Source organism: Mesorhizobium sp. P160187, assembly GCF_057766425.1.
This window is the reverse complement of record NZ_JBYMDX010000003.1, coordinates 410167-425678: the sequence shown is the minus strand read 5'-3', so window position 1 is coordinate 425678 and position 15512 is coordinate 410167. Positions and strand designations below refer to the sequence as shown.

Genomic DNA, 15512 nt, shown 5'->3' with positions numbered 1-15512 from the left:
TGATAGGCCTGGCAATATGTGCTTCGCGACGAGCCGGATCGCCATTTCACCACCTAGGAGCCACTGCATCGATGTTTTCGGAATTCGCCAGAGTGATCGTGGAAAAACTCTCACACATCGATCTGCTGACACTCGGTCTCCTGTTGCTCACGGCGCTGGGGAGCGCGGTGGTCGCCTACTGGCGAACGGTCGAACAGAAATCCTTCCGGGACTTTTTCGACTTCGCCTTTCCCGCGGAAGTCATCATGCACCCATCGGCGCGAGCGGACGCATTGTTCTGGATCACGAAAAGGCTGGTGATGCCCTTCCTGCTCATTCCCGCCGGTGTCACCTTCGTTGCCGCCACGGGATATGCAACAAACCAGGCAGTCGGCTGGCTCTTCAGCATCTCGCAACCGCTGATACCCGGCCCCGCCGGCCCAGTGACGATCATCCTCTTCACCGCAACCATGCTCGTTGCTTACGATATCTCCTACTACCTATATCACGTTGCCCAGCACCGTTTCCCGTTCCTGTGGGAATTGCACAAGGTGCATCATTCGGCCGAAGTGATGGTTGGGATCACCAAGGACCGGGTTCACCCCCTGGACGATCTGATGAACCGGATCTGGGACGGCGTCATACCGGGGATCAGTTTCGGCTTGTGGAGCCTGATTGCGCTTGATCCGGTCGAGATCGCCATATTTGGCATCAACGTCTATGTCATTCGCAACATTCTCATGATGGACTTCGTTCGCCACACGCATCTGAAGATTTCCTTCGGCCGGTTGAACGGCGTCATCTTGTGTCCGCATTGGCACCAGGTGCATCACAGTGTCGACCCTCGCCACTACGACAAGAATTTCGGGCTACTTTTTTCATTCTGGGATCGCATATTCGGAACGCAGTTCATCCCGGATCCGGACGAAGACCTCAAGTTTGGACTGATAGATCGCGACGTACGCGACTATCAGTCGCTTTTCGGACTTTACGTGCTGCCGCTCAAGAAAATGGCAAACCATATCATGCGACTTTTTCAAAAGCGCATCGATGTCGCGCGGCCGCAGGACCGTCTCCAACCATGAACAAAATGGCTTCGATTGACGCTGTTGGTGCGGAGCGACTGGAAATCGTCAGTTCGACGGATCGCCTGGCCGCCATCGAAGCCGAATGGGTAGACCTATGGCATCGTACCCATGCACTGATCTTTCAGAGCCATGCCTGGGTTTCGGCATGGTGGAGCACCGTGCGTGACCGCGACCGGCGCTCGCTGCGGATCGGCCTGGTATGGAGCGATGACAGGCTGGTCGCTGTCATTCCCCTGGCGATCGGCAGACGAAAAGGACTTCGGCTCCTCGAATGGGCCGCCAATAGCTATACGGACTATGGTGATATTCTTGTCGCGCCGGAATGCTCCCTATCGGCCCTCCAGAACCTCTGGAACCGGATCTGTTCGGCAGGTGGCTTCGATCTTGCTTTTATCAATCGTCTGTCTCCGGATGCGGCAGCCCGCAGGATTTTTACACCGGCCTCTTCCAGCGGCGTCAAGCTTCGCGCCAATCACCGGGAGGAAGTCAGTTATCGCGTCGCTGGACAGTGGGCCAGCGGAGCAGCGTGGCTGGCGGACCAGCCGAAAAAGATGCGCCAGAACTATCGGCGCGGCATCAAGATACTGGAAGAAACAGGCGAAGTGAAATTCCGCCTCCTGTCGGCCGACGAGCCGCTGCAGCCATTGCTGGAGCGACTATCGGCGCTGAAGCGCAGATGGCTGGAAAAGCACACGCGTGAATCCGACCTTTTCGAAGAGGGCGAGCCGGTTCTTGCCGCTCTGGTCGACGCGCTGTCACGCGCCGGTGTGCTGCGCATTTTCGTACTTGAATGCAATGGTGCGATGGTCGCGGTTTCCATCAACATCGTCCAGCACAACGTCATGATGGCATTCGTTACCACCTACGACCCTGATTTTAGCCGAGCGTCGCCGGGTGCGGTCCTGATTACGGAGTATATACAGTGGTCGTTTGATCACGGCTTGGGATTGGTCGATTTCCTCTGTGGCGGAGAGGCCTTCAAACATAGGTTTGCAACACAGGCCGTTACCCTCCAATCCGTTCTTGGGGCACGCACTGTGCAGGGCGCGCTCGCTTCTCTCGCTGATCGTATCTGTCAGACGATCCGCGTACGCTCACGCGGATTGGCGTCGGCGAATCCAGAGCGCCCGCCCGATGAGACTGCTTAATTTAGCTGGATAACTCGGGCAGAAGCCGCCGAGCGACACGGGCGCGCCATTCGAAAATCCGCGTCGATTGCGCCTCGGAATCGAGACCGAATGGGTCCGCAGGTCGAGATTTCAGCCAATTCTCGCAATCAAGTCTCTCGAGGCGCAGTTTGTTGTCTGCGAAGCGTCGCAACACGTTCGTTGGCGTCACAATGGCAGCAGGCTAGGTCCTAAAATCATTGAAGATTTTTTCGGACAGGGCGCCTACCATAGGTCCGCGTCTTTGCTATGATTTCAATAGCTTAAGGTAGGCTGGTAGCGGGAGAGGGAAACGATATCCCGCTACCTTCGACATTGATTTTGAACGATTTTCTTTAGAGCCATGGTACCGAAAAGGTACCAAAACTCAATACCTGAAAGAAACACGTTATTGCCTGAAGGCCTTTGACACTGCCTGGCTCCTAGTCTTTCTAGGAGCCGGGCGTTGTCATCAGGCACGCACCTTCTTCACCATACGGACCGCCTGACCGTCGATCCGAACCTCCACCTGGTTCCGCGCCGCGTAGGGTTCGATTTGCCGGGCAAAACTCGAGATGAGCCGGTGAGACACTTCGAACACATGCCACTTACCGGATCGAGCGCAGCGATCGTCAAAGCCATCTAGTGCGCGAAAGCTTCCGGCGTTTTGGATGGGTCGCTGAACATCCCAACGTGTTTCCTCGGGATATGTTCGGTCTGCGACCCGAAGTCTCACAACGTGCTTCGCCTTGGCCTTGACACTTATTGCCTGGTGGCGGCGCAATTGGATGATTTTCGACATACCAACTTCTCCTTCGGCTCTAGGAGGTCTTGGGAAAAGAGGTGTCGCGAGCCAACCGACAACCTCACCTGGTCAGACAGGTGTGGTCGGCGGTCCGCCGTGTGCCGGCGGTATCAGCTATCGCCTTAGCGACGCGGTTCGTGAAGCATTTCAGCCTCGACCCCGATGATTAATTCTCGCCCCGATAGGCAGGGTGGTCAAGTCGTAAAGAGACAATTGTCTCCGATCGAGTTGCCGCTTTTTAGGCCACGCAAAAATTGCCTAACAGGAGCTTCTGATTTTTGGGGAAGCAGCCGGTTTCGCAGCCGTCGTATTGTAGCTCCCGCTCATTCGTCCCCATCATTGAAAGAGTAACACAAAGCATGCAGACGCTTACGACACCTAGCAACTAGAAAGGCTCCGCTAGGATCCCCATATAGCAAGCCTACTCAGCCAAATGAGAGATCGATGAGCACTTCTGAAACGACAGAGTTTGCGGTCATGGATTGCCCGTGCGGGAGGGGTAAAATCCTTAGGTACATCACCACGCAAGACAACCCATGGAGCTCTGCTCACAGCTCCTACGGAACGAATTGCGGCGCATGCTCGGACGATTGGGAGATATCCAATTATGGAACAATGACCAATCGTGAATCAGAAAGGCCGTACAAGGCCGCCTATCGTGAAGAGCAAGACATCGTTTCGTTGATTCATGCTGCGACGCGCGATCTTATCGATCAGTATTTCGAAGAATTTGCGTCCAAACCAGCAACGGTAGAACTTCGAGAAATGCAACGTCTTGGTGTTGCGCGCCTTAACATCGACCAGTTCAGGCAAGCACGACGACAAGGAAGCAAGCCCTCCGAAAACATCCACGCCCTGCGCAACCTCACCTGGCTTACGGACCTCGCTCATTCTGCCGGAAGAGAAGATGAGTTTGGTCGACTACGGGCTGACTACGAAGCTGCTGCTACAAAGACCAAAGAGGCAAAAAACAACGTGATTAGTCGCTCCATACCACGCAGCTATCCATGACACGAGTGGTTTAAGGTTGAGGGTCTCGCCATTTGTCGAGAGCCGTCCAGCCAAGTTCCGCCTCGATGCGCCGCCGGAATTCTGTGTCGATTTGTCGTGGTGCCAGCCGAATGTAACGCTCAGCGTTTTCACGCTTGCTGCCAACCAACGTTCGCAGATGGTCTAACACTTGCTCAATCTTCGGGATATTGCTGTCGACCCCCAGGAATTTGGCAGGAAGCGCTGTCCAAACAACGCCGTCAACGCCCCTTGCTCCGGCCCATTCAGGCAAGCTCGGTATGTGTTGGGGCGAAGGTGCGCCGAGCACCCATTGGCCAATGTGATTTTTCGAGGGCTTTCCCTCTCTTCCTCGCAGGGCTTCTGCTGATTGGTTGATGTCGGTCGTGTCCATAACAGCCCAAAGCACCCGGACCGGCTTCGCGGAATGCTCAATCACCAAAGTGATTCTATCGTCACTAGATTGACGAGCAAACTCGATCCTGACGAATGGGCCGTCGTCAAACCACTGTCTTTGGACAGGCAACTCGCGTGGATCCCATATCAAGGAGCCCCATCCTAAGCACGCTATCACCGGCACAGTCTTCCTCCCACCTTGATAGTCTGCACTAAACGTCTAGGAGGGCAAAGCCGTACGGCATGGTGGCCCGGTGCCCCGCCTAAGCGGACATAGCTCGTCGAACTGCACGGGCTTCAGAGAGCCCAATACCGGGTCCCGCCGCCGTGGGTTGTTGAAGCGCTCGATGTAGTCGAAAATCGACCCTAGAGCCTGTTACTCGTTGAGTACCGCCAGAAGCCGCTGCTTCATCAATTCCTTCCTTGCGTCATAGAATTCCCGAAAGCCTAATAGGCCCATCGAAACCGAAGTTCCGATATCGTGGGCGCTTTCGTACTGCTGCCTTTCTGTGTGTCCAGAGAAGCGCTTTGCGAGCCAATCTGCCGGCAGTGCAGCACGTTTCTCGTTGTTCTCAGCGCCATCCAGTAGTTGCAAGTTTGGGAGAAGATTTCTCCTTTGCGAGACCCAGCTTATTTCCTCGACGGGCCACTCCTGTTTGCTAAGGGAAGACCACTTCGTCAGACTTTCTGGATATATGTGGTCGATGTGGTACTGATTTCGTAGGTCGACAAAGGGATAGAGTAGCGTCAATGCCAGGAATGTGGCTGGCTTTCCATAGTCTGAGCCAAGAATGGCATCGATCTCCCGCTCTTCGAATGTCAAAGGCTTTCCTCGGGCTGCCATAATCTCGCGGAGATGTGCTTCCGGAAAGCCTGCCTCAGCGCTATCGCGAATTGGTGTCCTTAGATGGGTAAGCAGGGTGTCCAATCCACTGCCCCAGATACCGGAAGGTTTTAGCAATGACGCGATGAGCCATCTGCGTATCTGTCTGCGATCGCCGGCGTACTGCATGTGCGTGAGGTAGTTATCTTGTGCCTGTATCCGATACAAATAGTACGCGATAGGCAGTAGCGAACTAACCGCCCGGAGGTTGCTCCCGCTGAGCCCGAATTGGCTTGCGAGATGAGTTGTTAAGACCAGCGCCGAGCGAATGTTTGTCCAATTTTTTTCTAACAGCGCCATGTTGGAGCGTGTGAAGTTCTCGACGCGAAACCCAACACTCGCAACATCTGTCAGCATCAACCCAGCCTTCAGGACAAAGTTCTGAGTGAAGGCAAACCCTGGCTTAACTCTGTTAAGATCGTCAACTAAGGACGCTATTTCGCGCCTTGCGTCTAGATGAGCCCACTGAGAAACAATGATGCTATGGAGCAAATCAGATTGCGACAGGAGAGTTCCAGCACTATTGAGACGAATGAATATGTTAAGAACTCGCTCTAGATCTGAACTCGGTTCCTCGTAGTAATATATCAAAGGATCGACATGAATGACCTTGTGTAGGCGATCAAGAGCAGAAAAAGCGGTGTTGAGGTCTTCACCTTGTAAGCCGTTCTGGGTCAGAAGGTTTAGCATATTAGGGCCGCTTTGAAGGGCCATTATCTCACTAACTCGAAACAAAATTCCTGCCCAGAAACATATTCCTTACGTTCACTAAGGAACCGAAAATCATATCGCTGCTTCTCAAGCTGACCTTCCGGAGTTTCTTTCTCGCTAGATAGTAAGTTGAGATAGAGAGTCATTCTTGGATAGGCGTCGGCGCTAGACTTTCGAGCGTGTTTTCGCTTAAGCGCCATTGATCCGCGAAGGCCAATATTGAGAGCAGTCAGCCTCTGCTGACCATCCAGCACCGCAGTGAGCGCGCGACTTGATACCGGGCCTAGCTCGCTGCAGTGCCGGGCATCCCTCTCATGGTAGTCGCGCATAAAATCGTAGAATTTCCACTCGCCAACTTGTTCAGGCTCGATACGCCAGAAAAGGAATGTACCGAATGGAAACCCCCTCATAAGGCTATCGAAGAAACCCGTAACTTGATCGGACCTCCAGACAAACTCGCGCTGAATAGCAGGGAGAACCCACTGTTTTTGCTCAATTTTCTGTAGAGCGTCCTTGATGGTACCACCTGGCTTGTACATCGTGCCCCCTTCCATTGGCAAGATTGCTCACAATCTAGGGCAGAAGCTATTTACGTTCTTGCTGTGTCCACTGCTTTGTCGACGATCAGCCGATAATCTCCGACGAGCGGTGCTGGGGATAGTTGTGGTGCGAACAGCATCCCTTAGAAAAGATCGACTATCCACCCGGTTCAAACCCTCCTGCCTTGGAGGCTCAGTTTTTCAGCCGCTCGCCCATCGCCACGATTGACCTGCTAGACAAAGCGGAGTGATTTGGGAGCCGAGTTCAGCGTAAGCTCGGGACTATCTCAACCCCAGTCGGTGGCGATGGCTTCTGCTTGACGCACTACCAAATCGACTGCTGCTTTCTGCAGATCAGGAGGGTATCCGTATCGGGCTAGGAGTTTTCGAACTTCGATGCGCATCTTGGCGCGGACACCCTCTTTCCGCGTCCAGTCGATGGTCGCCGACTCACGGATCGTTTGAACCAGCAACCGCGCCAGCGTGCGCAGCGTCTCGTGAGCCATCAGCTCGCGGGCTGACCCGTTCTCTGCGAGTGCTTCGTAGAACGCGACCTCTTCCTGAGACAGCCCCAGTTCCGCCGCACGGGCCACGTTTGCGCGTATGTCATTTGCAAGTGCGATCAGTTCCTCAATGACCTGCACACTGTCGACGGCGCGATTGTGGTACTTGCGTAGCGTCTCATCCAGTCGCTCGCTCAGCTTTTGAGAATGAACGATGTTGGTCCTGGCATGCGCCTTGATCTCGTCAGCTAGCAGGCGGCGTAGCGTCTCGACAGCGAGGTTCTTATGCGCAGTACCACGGACCTCGGCAAGGAACTCGTCTGAGAATATGGATAGGTCTGGCTGATCCAAGCCGGCCGACTTGAACACATCGAGGATGCCGTCTGCCATCACTGCCTTCGAAAGCAGTTGGCGGATATCCCGTTCGACCGTGGCGCGGCGGTGTCCCGTGCCTGTGGTGTACTTCGCCAAATTTGCCCGCAGGGCCGCGACCATAGCAATCTCATGCGCACGGCCCATGACCCGGTCATCGCCTGCGCTGATAGCATAGGCGAGCTCTAACTTGAGGCCGGCCTCGATAAAGGCGTCACGCTTGCCCGTCGCCAACAAGTGTTCAAGGCACTGTTTCAAGATTGTCAGTCGAGTGGTCGGCGGTGCAGCGAAGAAACCCTTCCAATTGCCCCCCCCGTCCAATAGTGCCAGCGCAGTTTCGAGGAGTGTCAGTGTTTGGCGGGCCGCCTCGCTTGGGTCCATCCGCACTTGGTCACGGTCGCCTTGTGTATACTTTTCCAAAGCCGCCTTGAGTTCGGATCCGATCCCCAGATAGTCAACAACCAAACCACCGGGCTTGTCCCCCCAAACCCTGTTGACGCGCGCAATCGCCTGCATGAGGCCGTGGCCACGCATGGGCTTGTCGACGTAAAGTGTGTGGAGCGACGGCGCGTCGAACCCGGTCAACCACATGTCACGCACGATCACCAAATCGAAGCCCGAGGTGGGGTCCTTGAACCGGGTCGCGAGCGCCTCAAGGCGGGACTTTGTGCGCAGGTGAGGCTGTAACGGCTGAGGATCATCGGCTCGGTTACCGGTGATGACCACCTTGATCAATCCCGCCTTATCGTCGCTGGTATCGGTTGTGACCCATCCTGGTCGGAGCTTGGCGATCTCGTCGTAGAGCATCACGGCTACACGCCGGCTAACCGTGACGATCATGCCTTTGCCGCCAGCCATAGCTTCGCGGCGGGTATCGAAGTGGCTCACCACATCCGCAGCGACCTGTGCGACGCGGTCAGGTGCCCCGACAACCTCCTCGAAGCGCGCGAGCTTGCCCTTGATGCGCTCTATCGCCGCGTCATCTCCCTCAACTAGTTCCTCGGCGAGACTGTCGAGCTGAGCGCGCTCATCATCGCTTAGCGTGAGATGCAGGCGGGCAAGCCGCGCCGTGTAGTGGATCGGGACGGTGGCTTTATCCTCAACTGCGCGCGTCATGTCGTAGGTGTCGATAACTTCACCAAAAGTGCCATAAGTATCGCGGTCGCGTTCTTCGATGGGAGTCCCGGTGAAGCCGACGACGGTCGCTTGGGGTAGTGCCTGCCTCAGGTAATCTGCAAAACCTACAGCCTCTCGGATGCCGCCATCCCGCTCGACATAGCGCTTCTTGACTCCGTATTGAGTGCGATGGGCCTCGTCGGCGATGACGATCACATTGCTGCGATCGGTGAGGAGTGGGTGCGAACCGTCTTCACCCCGGAACCGCTGGATGGTTGTGAAGACGAGGCCCCCAATATCAACCGCCAGAAGGCGACGCATTTCCTCTGCTGTCTCGGCCTGTCGAGGGGTACCACGAAGGGTCGCCCCGTGGTCCGCAAAAGTGCCGTAAAGTTGGTCGTCCAGGTCGTTTCGGTCAGTTACCAACACAATGGTCGGGTTCTTAAGCTCTTTGGCGAGCTGAAGCTGGCGCACGAAGAAAAGCATCGTCAGCGACTTGCCTGACCCTTGCGTATGCCACACCACCCCACCCTTGCGGGTGCCTGATTGTGATGCGGTGAGGGTCGAGGCCAACGCCTTCTTTACTGCATGAAACTGGTGGTAGCCTGCAAGCTTCTTGGACTTAACCGCCCCGTCCTTAACCTCAAAGGCGACGAAGTCGGTGATCAGATCAATGAACCGCTCTGGCGCGAACACGCCACGGATAAGCACCTCTAGCTCCGAGCGCCCCGCATCTTCGTATTCTGTGCCGCTAATTGTTCGCCACGGGGCGAAGCGGTCCAGTCCGGCGGTCAGCGATCCGACCCGTGCATTGCTGCCATCGCTGATTACCAGCACCTGATTGGTGCGCATTAGCTCCGGGGTTTTGGTCTTGTAGGTTGTGAGTTGATTATGTGCCTTTTCCAGCGTGGCGGTTGCATCGGACGGGCTCTTCAGCTCCAATACGGCCACAGGCAGGCCATTGACGAACGCCGTCACGTCCGCGCGAACAGTAGCCCGATTAGCCTTGACGATGAACTGGTTCGCCACCAGCAGACGATTTGCGAGCGGGTTTTCCTGATCAATGATGCGAATGCCAATGGTCCGAGTCGTACCCTTCTCGTTGATCTCAACCGGCACGCCACTGACGAGAAAAGGGTGGAACAGCCGATTGTTCTCGGTCAGGTCCTGGCTGGGTGACGACTTGACCTTAAGGACTGCCGCGTTGACCATGTCTGCAGTCGCCTCGGGGTTCAGCGACGCGATTGCGCTGCGCAGCTCAGGCTCAAGGATCGCCTCGCGATAATCTGTGCGCGCGCCCATCGGGCCGTCCGGCGCGAGATAGCCGCCTGGCACGCTTTTCCAGCCTATCAACTCGAACCAGGAAAGCGCCGCCAATTCCACGGCCTCTTCGGCGAGTTCCAGGCGAGGAGTCTCTGGGGCAGCAGTGTAGGTCTCGCTCATGCCGCTTCCCGGTGATCAAGTACGAAGCGGCTGCGCTCGCGATGCAGCACCTCGCATGAGCTGACAGCCACGCGCGTCATGCCGCGACCTCTTTGTCCGCTTCCTGCTCAGCACCTTGCGCTAGTTCCCATTCGACCCGCACGGCGTCATAGATAGTGCGGTCGAGCTGAAACAGGACCCGGCTTGGCTCAAAAGTAGCGCCAGCGATCTCGACAACATCGTGTTCCGAGTCGAGATATCCGTCGAACTCTGCGTGCTCGCCGTAGTCCGGCGTGTTTGCCTCTGTCGCCACCACTCGGCTCCAAGCCGCATCAAAGAGGAAGCTGACGAGGGTATCACACAGCCCACCCAGCATCACCGCATGCTGGCGTTGCAGCGTTCTCCAGTCGAGTGACCCACCATGACGCATGCCGCTGATGTTGCTGAGCTCGGCTAGTGCCCCGACTGTGCCGTTGATGCTACCTACTAGCTTGCGGATCGTCTCTCCAATTCGCTCGGCTTCTGGGTGACCATCAAGAGTAAAGTCGAGCGCTTTGATGACCCGGCTGTTTTGCGCTGGGAAGTCCTCTCCTGCGACAGAGCCCAAGCCCAGTTGGGGAGCAATGGTGTGATACGTGGCCTCGAACAATGCGCGCACGCGCTCAAGGCATCGCTCTGGTTCGCCTGTGATGGTCGACTCCAGAGCATCGACATGCACCTTTAATCGGCCTGCTCTATCGGGATGGGCCTCGATCAGCGCATGCAGCATCTGGAGACGGTACTGCATTGCGTCACGCCGCCTCCCCTTGGGCTTCAATATCCTTAATCCGCAATTCCCCGGAAATAAGTCGGGGGAGGAGACTGTCGCGTAGCAGTGCTAGGTTGTCATTCTCTTCCGCCAGCGCGATCAGGCGCTCGACGATTGGGTCAACGCTTGCGGAGAAGGAGCGCGAAACATCATCGCTCGGGACAACCATTGGCAACCGACGGAGCGTCCCCTTACTGATCTCCGGGAAGGTCGAACCTCCAGCGACAGAAAGGAATACATCGTTATTGGCTATGCACCACAGCCAAGCATGGGCCGTAGAGATTTCCTTGCCGACGATCCCCGCCATGCCTTGGTTGATGGCGACCGGACGCGTGGCGAAGGCAATATAGCCGATAGGTGCACGTGTCGACAGTAACACTGATCCAGGCGGCAAAAGGCCCGAATTGACTACGGCGACGCCTTGGTCCGAGAGAGTCCTGTCTGTATTGAGCAACACTGGGGATACGAGCGGCGACAGGTCTTTCGGCGTTGCCCATTGGTGCTCGCCTCCCCAATATCGAAGCTCCTCAGTACTAGGGGTATTGCCGTTCCTGATATCGAACACGTCGCCGAACGCACTTTCCCGCCACCCTTCTGGCAACCCATTCTCACCGAACCTGTCCGGGAAGAGAGCTAAGGTGGCGGCGGGGAGGCTGAGGATGCGGCGATCGACCTTGGCGTGAACTGGGTCGAAGTCCACGAACCAGCTCTTGAATAGGGCCTGCGCAATTTCCTGCAGCGTCGCTGCCATGCGTCGGTTCCGCTCGATTTTATCGTCCAGGGAGTTGAGAAGGTTGGCTATTATATTCTGTTCGCGCACGGGAGGGAGCGCAATGTGAAACGCCTTTGCTTCCGGGAAATATATCGTTTGATGTGTAGTTCCGCTGGCATATTGAAGAATGGCATCTTTTTCCGCGAGCAAAACGTACTTCAAGAAGTGATGGTTCAGGCGAGCGGAGCAGACCCAGTTAAGGAAGTCCTGACTGGTCGCCATGGGCACACCCATGACGACCACATAGCCTACCGAAGCCGTCCGCGACAAACACACCGTGTTTGCTGGGAGAATGCGAGCCGAAGAGTTCTCGATACCGAGTTGGTTGGTGTATTCTCGCGTCCCGTAAATGATCCTGCCATGGTTGGAGGTGGCGTCACGGATGCCGATCCAAGGAATTTCTCCACCCCACCATTCGGGGTGCTTCCTGCTTGGCGTATGACCCGTTTCGAGGCGGGCGACAGAGGATAACGCTGTCCACGTCCAGCCGTCAGGCAGCGGCGTGCCTGGATTTCCAACCGACAGGCCATATCGGCCCTTGATGGTCCCACCGGTTGCAGGTCGTCCGCCCGTTTGAGTGGCGCCGGCCTCACCAGCCATGGCCGACGCCCACCAGAGCCTTGCGGATGCGCTCGTCGATCGACTCGCCCTCGACCATCTGCTCGCGTAGCGCGTTGGTCAGCCGAGCCATCTTGGCATCGAAGCCTTCCGCGTCTTCCTCCGCGGCTTCGGTGCCGACATAGCGCCCCGGCGTCAATACGAAGCCCTGCGCCGCCACCTCCCTAATGCTGGCGGCCTTGGCGAAGCCCGGCACGTCCGCATATCCGCCAGCTTTCTCGCGCCATGCATGATAGGTCTCAGTGACTTGGGCGATATCCTCGTCCGTCAGTTCCTTCAGCGTGCGCGAGACCATAGACCCCAGTCCGCGCGCATCGATGAAGAGTATTTCGGCTGTCCGGTCGCGTAGCGTCTTGTCGCGCGAGAGGCCGTTAGACTTGTCACGCGTGAGGAACCAAAGGCAGACCGGAATTTGCGTGGTGGAGAAAAGCTGCCCCGGCAGTGAGACGACGCAATCCACAAGATTGGCTTCGATCATCTTGCGGCGGATATCGCCCTCGCCGGACTGTTGGCTAGAAAGCGAGCCGTTGGCGAGCACCACGCCCGCATAGCCATCCGGCGCGAGGTGGTAGATGATATGCTGGAGCCAGGCGAAATTGGCGTTACCAGCGGGCGGTACACCATATTTCCAGCGTTCGGTGTCGCCCTTCAGCTTGTCGCCGCCCCAGTCACTGTCGTTGAAGGGCGGGTTAGCAAGGACGTACTTAGCCATGAGGCCCTTGTGCAGGTCCTCGTGGAAGGTGTCCGCCCATTTGGAACCGAGGTTTGCCTCGATGCCCCGGATAGCAAGATTCATCTTGGCGAGCCGCCATGTCGTGGCGTTTGACTCCTGCCCGTAGACCGCGATCTGGTCGCGCGCCTTTTTGGGGTCGACATGCTTTCCCGCGTGTTGTTCGACGAAGCGCTCCGACTGGACGAACATTCCGCCCGACCCGCAGCATGGATCGTAGACCCGCCCCCTGAAGGGCTCCAGCATGGCGACGAGCAGCTTCACCACGCAGCCCGCCGTGTAGTACTGCCCGCCGCGCTTGCCCTCCAGTTTTGCAAACTCGCCAAGAAAGTACTCGTAAACGCGACCCAGAACGTCTTGACCGTGATGCGCATCCTCGAACTTGATATCAGAAAAGAGCTTCAGAACCTCACCGAGTTTGGTCTGGTCAAGTTCCTGCCGGGCATAGTTCTTGGTCAGTACCCCCTTAAGAGTGGGGTTCTCCGCCTCGATGGCGAACATGGCCTGATCGATCAACTCACCGATGGTAGGTTTGGTGCTGGTGGCGTTCTCCTTAAGGAAGGTCCATCGCGCACGTTCGGGCGCGAAAAAGATGCCTGCGCCGATGATCAGATCGCGCGAGGCATCAGGATCGTCGAGGAGAAACGCCTCCTCCGGGTTCGCTTTGACCTCTGAAATGCGTGCATCGAAGCGATCGGAGATGTACTTCAGAAAGATCAGCCCGAGCGCGACATGCTTATACTCAGCGGCATCCATGTTGCCACGCAGCTTGTCTGCAGCCGCGAAAAGGGTTTTCCCAATCGCAGGGTCGGTGGGTGCAATCTTAGCGACAGCATCCTTACTTCACGGTTTTTTCCCTCGCGGCACAATCGCTCCCCACACCCGAATCTTTTAACCGGACCTTAGGACGGCGGAAACGCCAATGACAACCTTGGCGCAGGCGCAAAGGAGCAATTGTACCCGGGTTCACTGCGGATTTTCATCCAGCAAGCGTTATTCCAACACGTGACCTAGCAACAGAGTGGCGCGCGATTTCGGCAGGGCCGACCTCAGGCGCGAGCTGTCAGAGGCTCAGCCTCGGGTTCCACTTGCTCTCCGCGGAACTCCTTACGCAGTCGGGCTATACTGGAACCCAGGTCGCGTACTGCATCCTCAAAAGACCGCGAAACCCTGCCGTTAACTTTGGCCACCGTGTCTTCCGAGAGTTGTAGGCCCAGGGTTTTCAAAGACACTGCAGCAAACTTCTCAAAAAACTCGATACGAGCTGCTGCGTCATTTGGAAGGCTGTCGGGGCGCCAAATGCCCTTGTGAGCGCTTTCCGCTAGCCAACCGACAAATTTTGTCTGCTCCGGTTCAATCCTCGGTGATTTGGGTACTTTTCCTGAGAAATCCGGGCGAGTTATGTCCTTTACCCATGCTAGTGACTTCATCACGTACCTGGTGAAGAGATGCTCGGATATGATAAGTGTGTCGATGTCGCTCTTGCTGGAGTAGACACTTTCAATCTTCGGTCCCTTGAGACTCCTCCCTGCCATTGCACTCCCTACGATAAATACATTGCTCGGTTCCACACCGAATGCATCAGCGATTGTCTTTCTAAAAAGCGCAAATTTTAAAGGCTCGTCGCGAAAGACATATGGCACGTGGGCGAGTAGCAGCTTGTGGGCGATGGCTTCCGGGGAGAACTCTTCGACCAATTTCTTCCATTCGTCAGCGGTTGGATACGGAGTAGCTAAAAGGCTTCCAGGCATTTTATCGAGCTCACTCTAGTTATTTCCCAAATTTAAACTGAACAGCTCGCCACCAAAACGCAATGGTCTCCGTGACCTCGATGCTCTGCCTCTGTGATGACCGTAGCGAGAATTACGGTGAAGGGTCGTTTTGTCAGCAACGTGTAAATCATGTGCATATCATTGCTGATTTTCCCTTATTATCCGATAGACCGATGCCCGACCCACGCCTAAGCGCTTCGCAATTTCCGTCGGACCTACCCCATCCCTGTAGAGTTTAGAAACCTCCTCCGTTTTCGCTCGGGCGGTCGGCTTCCTGCCTTTGTATTTTCCATCAAGTTTGGCCTTCGCAATACCCTCGCGCTGACGTTCGAGCATCATCTCTCTCTCGAACTGAGCCATTGCAGCGAACATCGTAAGCATAAGCTTGCCGCTTGGGGACTTGGTGTCGACCGAAGCCCCGCCAAAATCCAGAATTCTAAGTCCGACCTTCTTTGCTTCCAACCGGTCCACGATCGCAAGGAGGTGAGAAGTCGAACGCGCAAGGCGGTCCAACTTGGTTACCACCAATGTGTCGCCATCGCGGACATAGTCGAGCGAGGCGTCAAGCTCTTTGCGATGGCTTACCGAGGAGACCTGCTCTGAAAAAAGCTTCTCCACTTTGGCGTCACGCAAATCCCTGTGTTGCGCCAGGAGCCCGGCCTCCTGTTCAGCCGTCGATGTTCTCGCATAACCTACAAGCATCTCATTCGCTCCATTAGGATCAAAGACATTATGAGACAATTGTCTCAAAAGTCAAAAGACATGTATGTGAGACGCTGAAATACTGCGCTTCGAGTGTCCCACATGAGCGAGCTCATGTGGTACAAGGGCGGCAAAACAGTGTG

Annotated in this window: 13 protein-coding genes and 1 pseudogene; 3 read left to right on the top strand and 11 right to left on the bottom strand. The window is 56.1% G+C overall.

What is annotated here, in order from left to right:
* Positions 1–71 precede the first annotated feature (71 nt).
* Both AC3CCE_RS05405 and AC3CCE_RS05400 read left to right on the top strand, forming a co-directional pair.
* Positions 72–1064, top strand: a complete 993-nt coding sequence (locus AC3CCE_RS05405) for a sterol desaturase family protein (protein ID WP_023747194.1) — start codon at positions 72–74, stop codon at positions 1062–1064.
* On the top strand, positions 1061–2215 hold the full coding sequence (locus AC3CCE_RS05400; RefSeq protein ID WP_023747195.1) for a GNAT family N-acetyltransferase: 1155 nt from the start codon (positions 1061–1063) through the stop codon (positions 2213–2215). The genes AC3CCE_RS05405 and AC3CCE_RS05400 overlap by 4 nt, the downstream gene beginning before the upstream one ends.
* 469 nt (positions 2216–2684) lie before the next feature.
* Here AC3CCE_RS05400 and AC3CCE_RS05395 read toward each other — a convergent pair whose 3' ends face one another.
* Complete coding sequence (locus tag AC3CCE_RS05395; RefSeq protein WP_352624237.1) at positions 2685–3014, bottom strand: hypothetical protein; 330 nt, start codon at positions 3012–3014, stop codon at positions 2685–2687.
* A gap of 447 nt (positions 3015–3461) precedes the next feature.
* On the opposite strand from AC3CCE_RS05395, the gene AC3CCE_RS05390 reads away from it, so the two are divergent.
* Positions 3462–4028, top strand: coding sequence for a hypothetical protein (locus tag AC3CCE_RS05390; protein ID WP_352624235.1), 567 nt, complete (start codon positions 3462–3464; stop codon positions 4026–4028).
* Between the two features lie 10 nt (positions 4029–4038).
* Here AC3CCE_RS05390 and AC3CCE_RS05385 read toward each other — a convergent pair whose 3' ends face one another.
* The 10 genes and pseudogenes from AC3CCE_RS05385 to AC3CCE_RS05340 all read right to left on the bottom strand — a co-directional run bounded on the left by AC3CCE_RS05385 (position 4039) and on the right by AC3CCE_RS05340 (position 15369).
* Complete coding sequence (locus tag AC3CCE_RS05385; RefSeq protein ID WP_352624233.1) at positions 4039–4419, bottom strand: hypothetical protein; 381 nt, start codon at positions 4417–4419, stop codon at positions 4039–4041.
* Positions 4420–4641: 222 nt separating this feature from the next.
* A pseudogene (locus AC3CCE_RS05380) lies at positions 4642–4794 on the bottom strand (integrase core domain-containing protein); the annotation flags it as partial.
* A 3-nt stretch (positions 4795–4797) separates the two neighbouring features.
* Positions 4798–6018 carry a GmrSD restriction endonuclease domain-containing protein gene (locus AC3CCE_RS05375; RefSeq protein WP_352624231.1) on the bottom strand — a complete coding sequence of 407 codons (1221 nt, stop codon included), beginning with the start codon at positions 6016–6018 and terminating at the stop codon, positions 4798–4800.
* Complete coding sequence (locus AC3CCE_RS05370; protein WP_352624229.1) at positions 6018–6554, bottom strand: DUF262 domain-containing protein; 537 nt, start codon at positions 6552–6554, stop codon at positions 6018–6020. The genes AC3CCE_RS05375 and AC3CCE_RS05370 overlap by 1 nt, the downstream gene beginning before the upstream one ends.
* Positions 6555–6841: 287 nt before the next feature.
* Complete coding sequence (locus AC3CCE_RS05365) at positions 6842–9988, bottom strand: type I restriction endonuclease subunit R (protein ID WP_352624227.1); 3147 nt, start codon at positions 9986–9988, stop codon at positions 6842–6844.
* 76 nt (positions 9989–10064) lie between these two features.
* A complete protein-coding gene (locus AC3CCE_RS05360) occupies positions 10065–10754 on the bottom strand; it encodes an abortive infection family protein (protein ID WP_352624225.1) in 690 nt (229 codons plus the stop codon).
* Between the two features lie 4 nt (positions 10755–10758).
* Positions 10759–12147, bottom strand: a complete 1389-nt coding sequence (locus AC3CCE_RS05355; protein ID WP_352624223.1) for a restriction endonuclease subunit S — start codon at positions 12145–12147, stop codon at positions 10759–10761.
* Positions 12137–13696 carry a type I restriction-modification system subunit M gene (locus AC3CCE_RS05350; RefSeq protein ID WP_352624346.1) on the bottom strand — a complete coding sequence of 520 codons (1560 nt, stop codon included), beginning with the start codon at positions 13694–13696 and terminating at the stop codon, positions 12137–12139. Before AC3CCE_RS05350 ends, AC3CCE_RS05355 begins: the two co-directional genes overlap by 11 nt.
* A 248-nt stretch (positions 13697–13944) precedes the next feature.
* Entirely contained in the window at positions 13945–14646 is a 702-nt protein-coding gene (locus AC3CCE_RS05345; protein WP_352624221.1) for a hypothetical protein, read from the bottom strand.
* Positions 14647–14805: 159 nt separating this feature from the next.
* Complete coding sequence (locus AC3CCE_RS05340; protein WP_352624220.1) at positions 14806–15369, bottom strand: recombinase family protein; 564 nt, start codon at positions 15367–15369, stop codon at positions 14806–14808.
* Between the last annotated feature and the right edge of the window lie 143 nt (positions 15370–15512).

What these genes read in the sequence shown, in the direction of transcription:
- AC3CCE_RS05405 (WP_023747194.1), top strand. Translation starts at nt 72, where the DNA reads ATGTTTTCGGAATTCGCCAGAGTGATCGTGGAAAAACTCTCACACATC.
- AC3CCE_RS05395 (WP_352624237.1), bottom strand. Translation starts at nt 3,014, where the DNA reads ATGTCGAAAATCATCCAATTGCGCCGCCACCAGGCAATAAGTGTCAAG.
- AC3CCE_RS05340 (WP_352624220.1), bottom strand. Translation starts at nt 15,369, where the DNA reads ATGCTTGTAGGTTATGCGAGAACATCGACGGCTGAACAGGAGGCCGGG.
- AC3CCE_RS05360 (WP_352624225.1), bottom strand. Translation starts at nt 10,754, where the DNA reads ATGCAGTACCGTCTCCAGATGCTGCATGCGCTGATCGAGGCCCATCCC.
- AC3CCE_RS05355 (WP_352624223.1), bottom strand. Translation starts at nt 12,147, where the DNA reads ATGGCTGGTGAGGCCGGCGCCACTCAAACGGGCGGACGACCTGCAACC.
- AC3CCE_RS05390 (WP_352624235.1), top strand. Translation starts at nt 3,462, where the DNA reads ATGAGCACTTCTGAAACGACAGAGTTTGCGGTCATGGATTGCCCGTGC.
- AC3CCE_RS05375 (WP_352624231.1), bottom strand. Translation starts at nt 6,018, where the DNA reads ATGGCCCTTCAAAGCGGCCCTAATATGCTAAACCTTCTGACCCAGAAC.
- AC3CCE_RS05385 (WP_352624233.1), bottom strand. Translation starts at nt 4,419, where the DNA reads ATGGACACGACCGACATCAACCAATCAGCAGAAGCCCTGCGAGGAAGA.
- AC3CCE_RS05345 (WP_352624221.1), bottom strand. Translation starts at nt 14,646, where the DNA reads ATGCCTGGAAGCCTTTTAGCTACTCCGTATCCAACCGCTGACGAATGG.
- AC3CCE_RS05370 (WP_352624229.1), bottom strand. Translation starts at nt 6,554, where the DNA reads ATGTACAAGCCAGGTGGTACCATCAAGGACGCTCTACAGAAAATTGAG.
- AC3CCE_RS05400 (WP_023747195.1), top strand. Translation starts at nt 1,061, where the DNA reads ATGAACAAAATGGCTTCGATTGACGCTGTTGGTGCGGAGCGACTGGAA.
- AC3CCE_RS05365 (WP_352624227.1), bottom strand. Translation starts at nt 9,988, where the DNA reads ATGAGCGAGACCTACACTGCTGCCCCAGAGACTCCTCGCCTGGAACTC.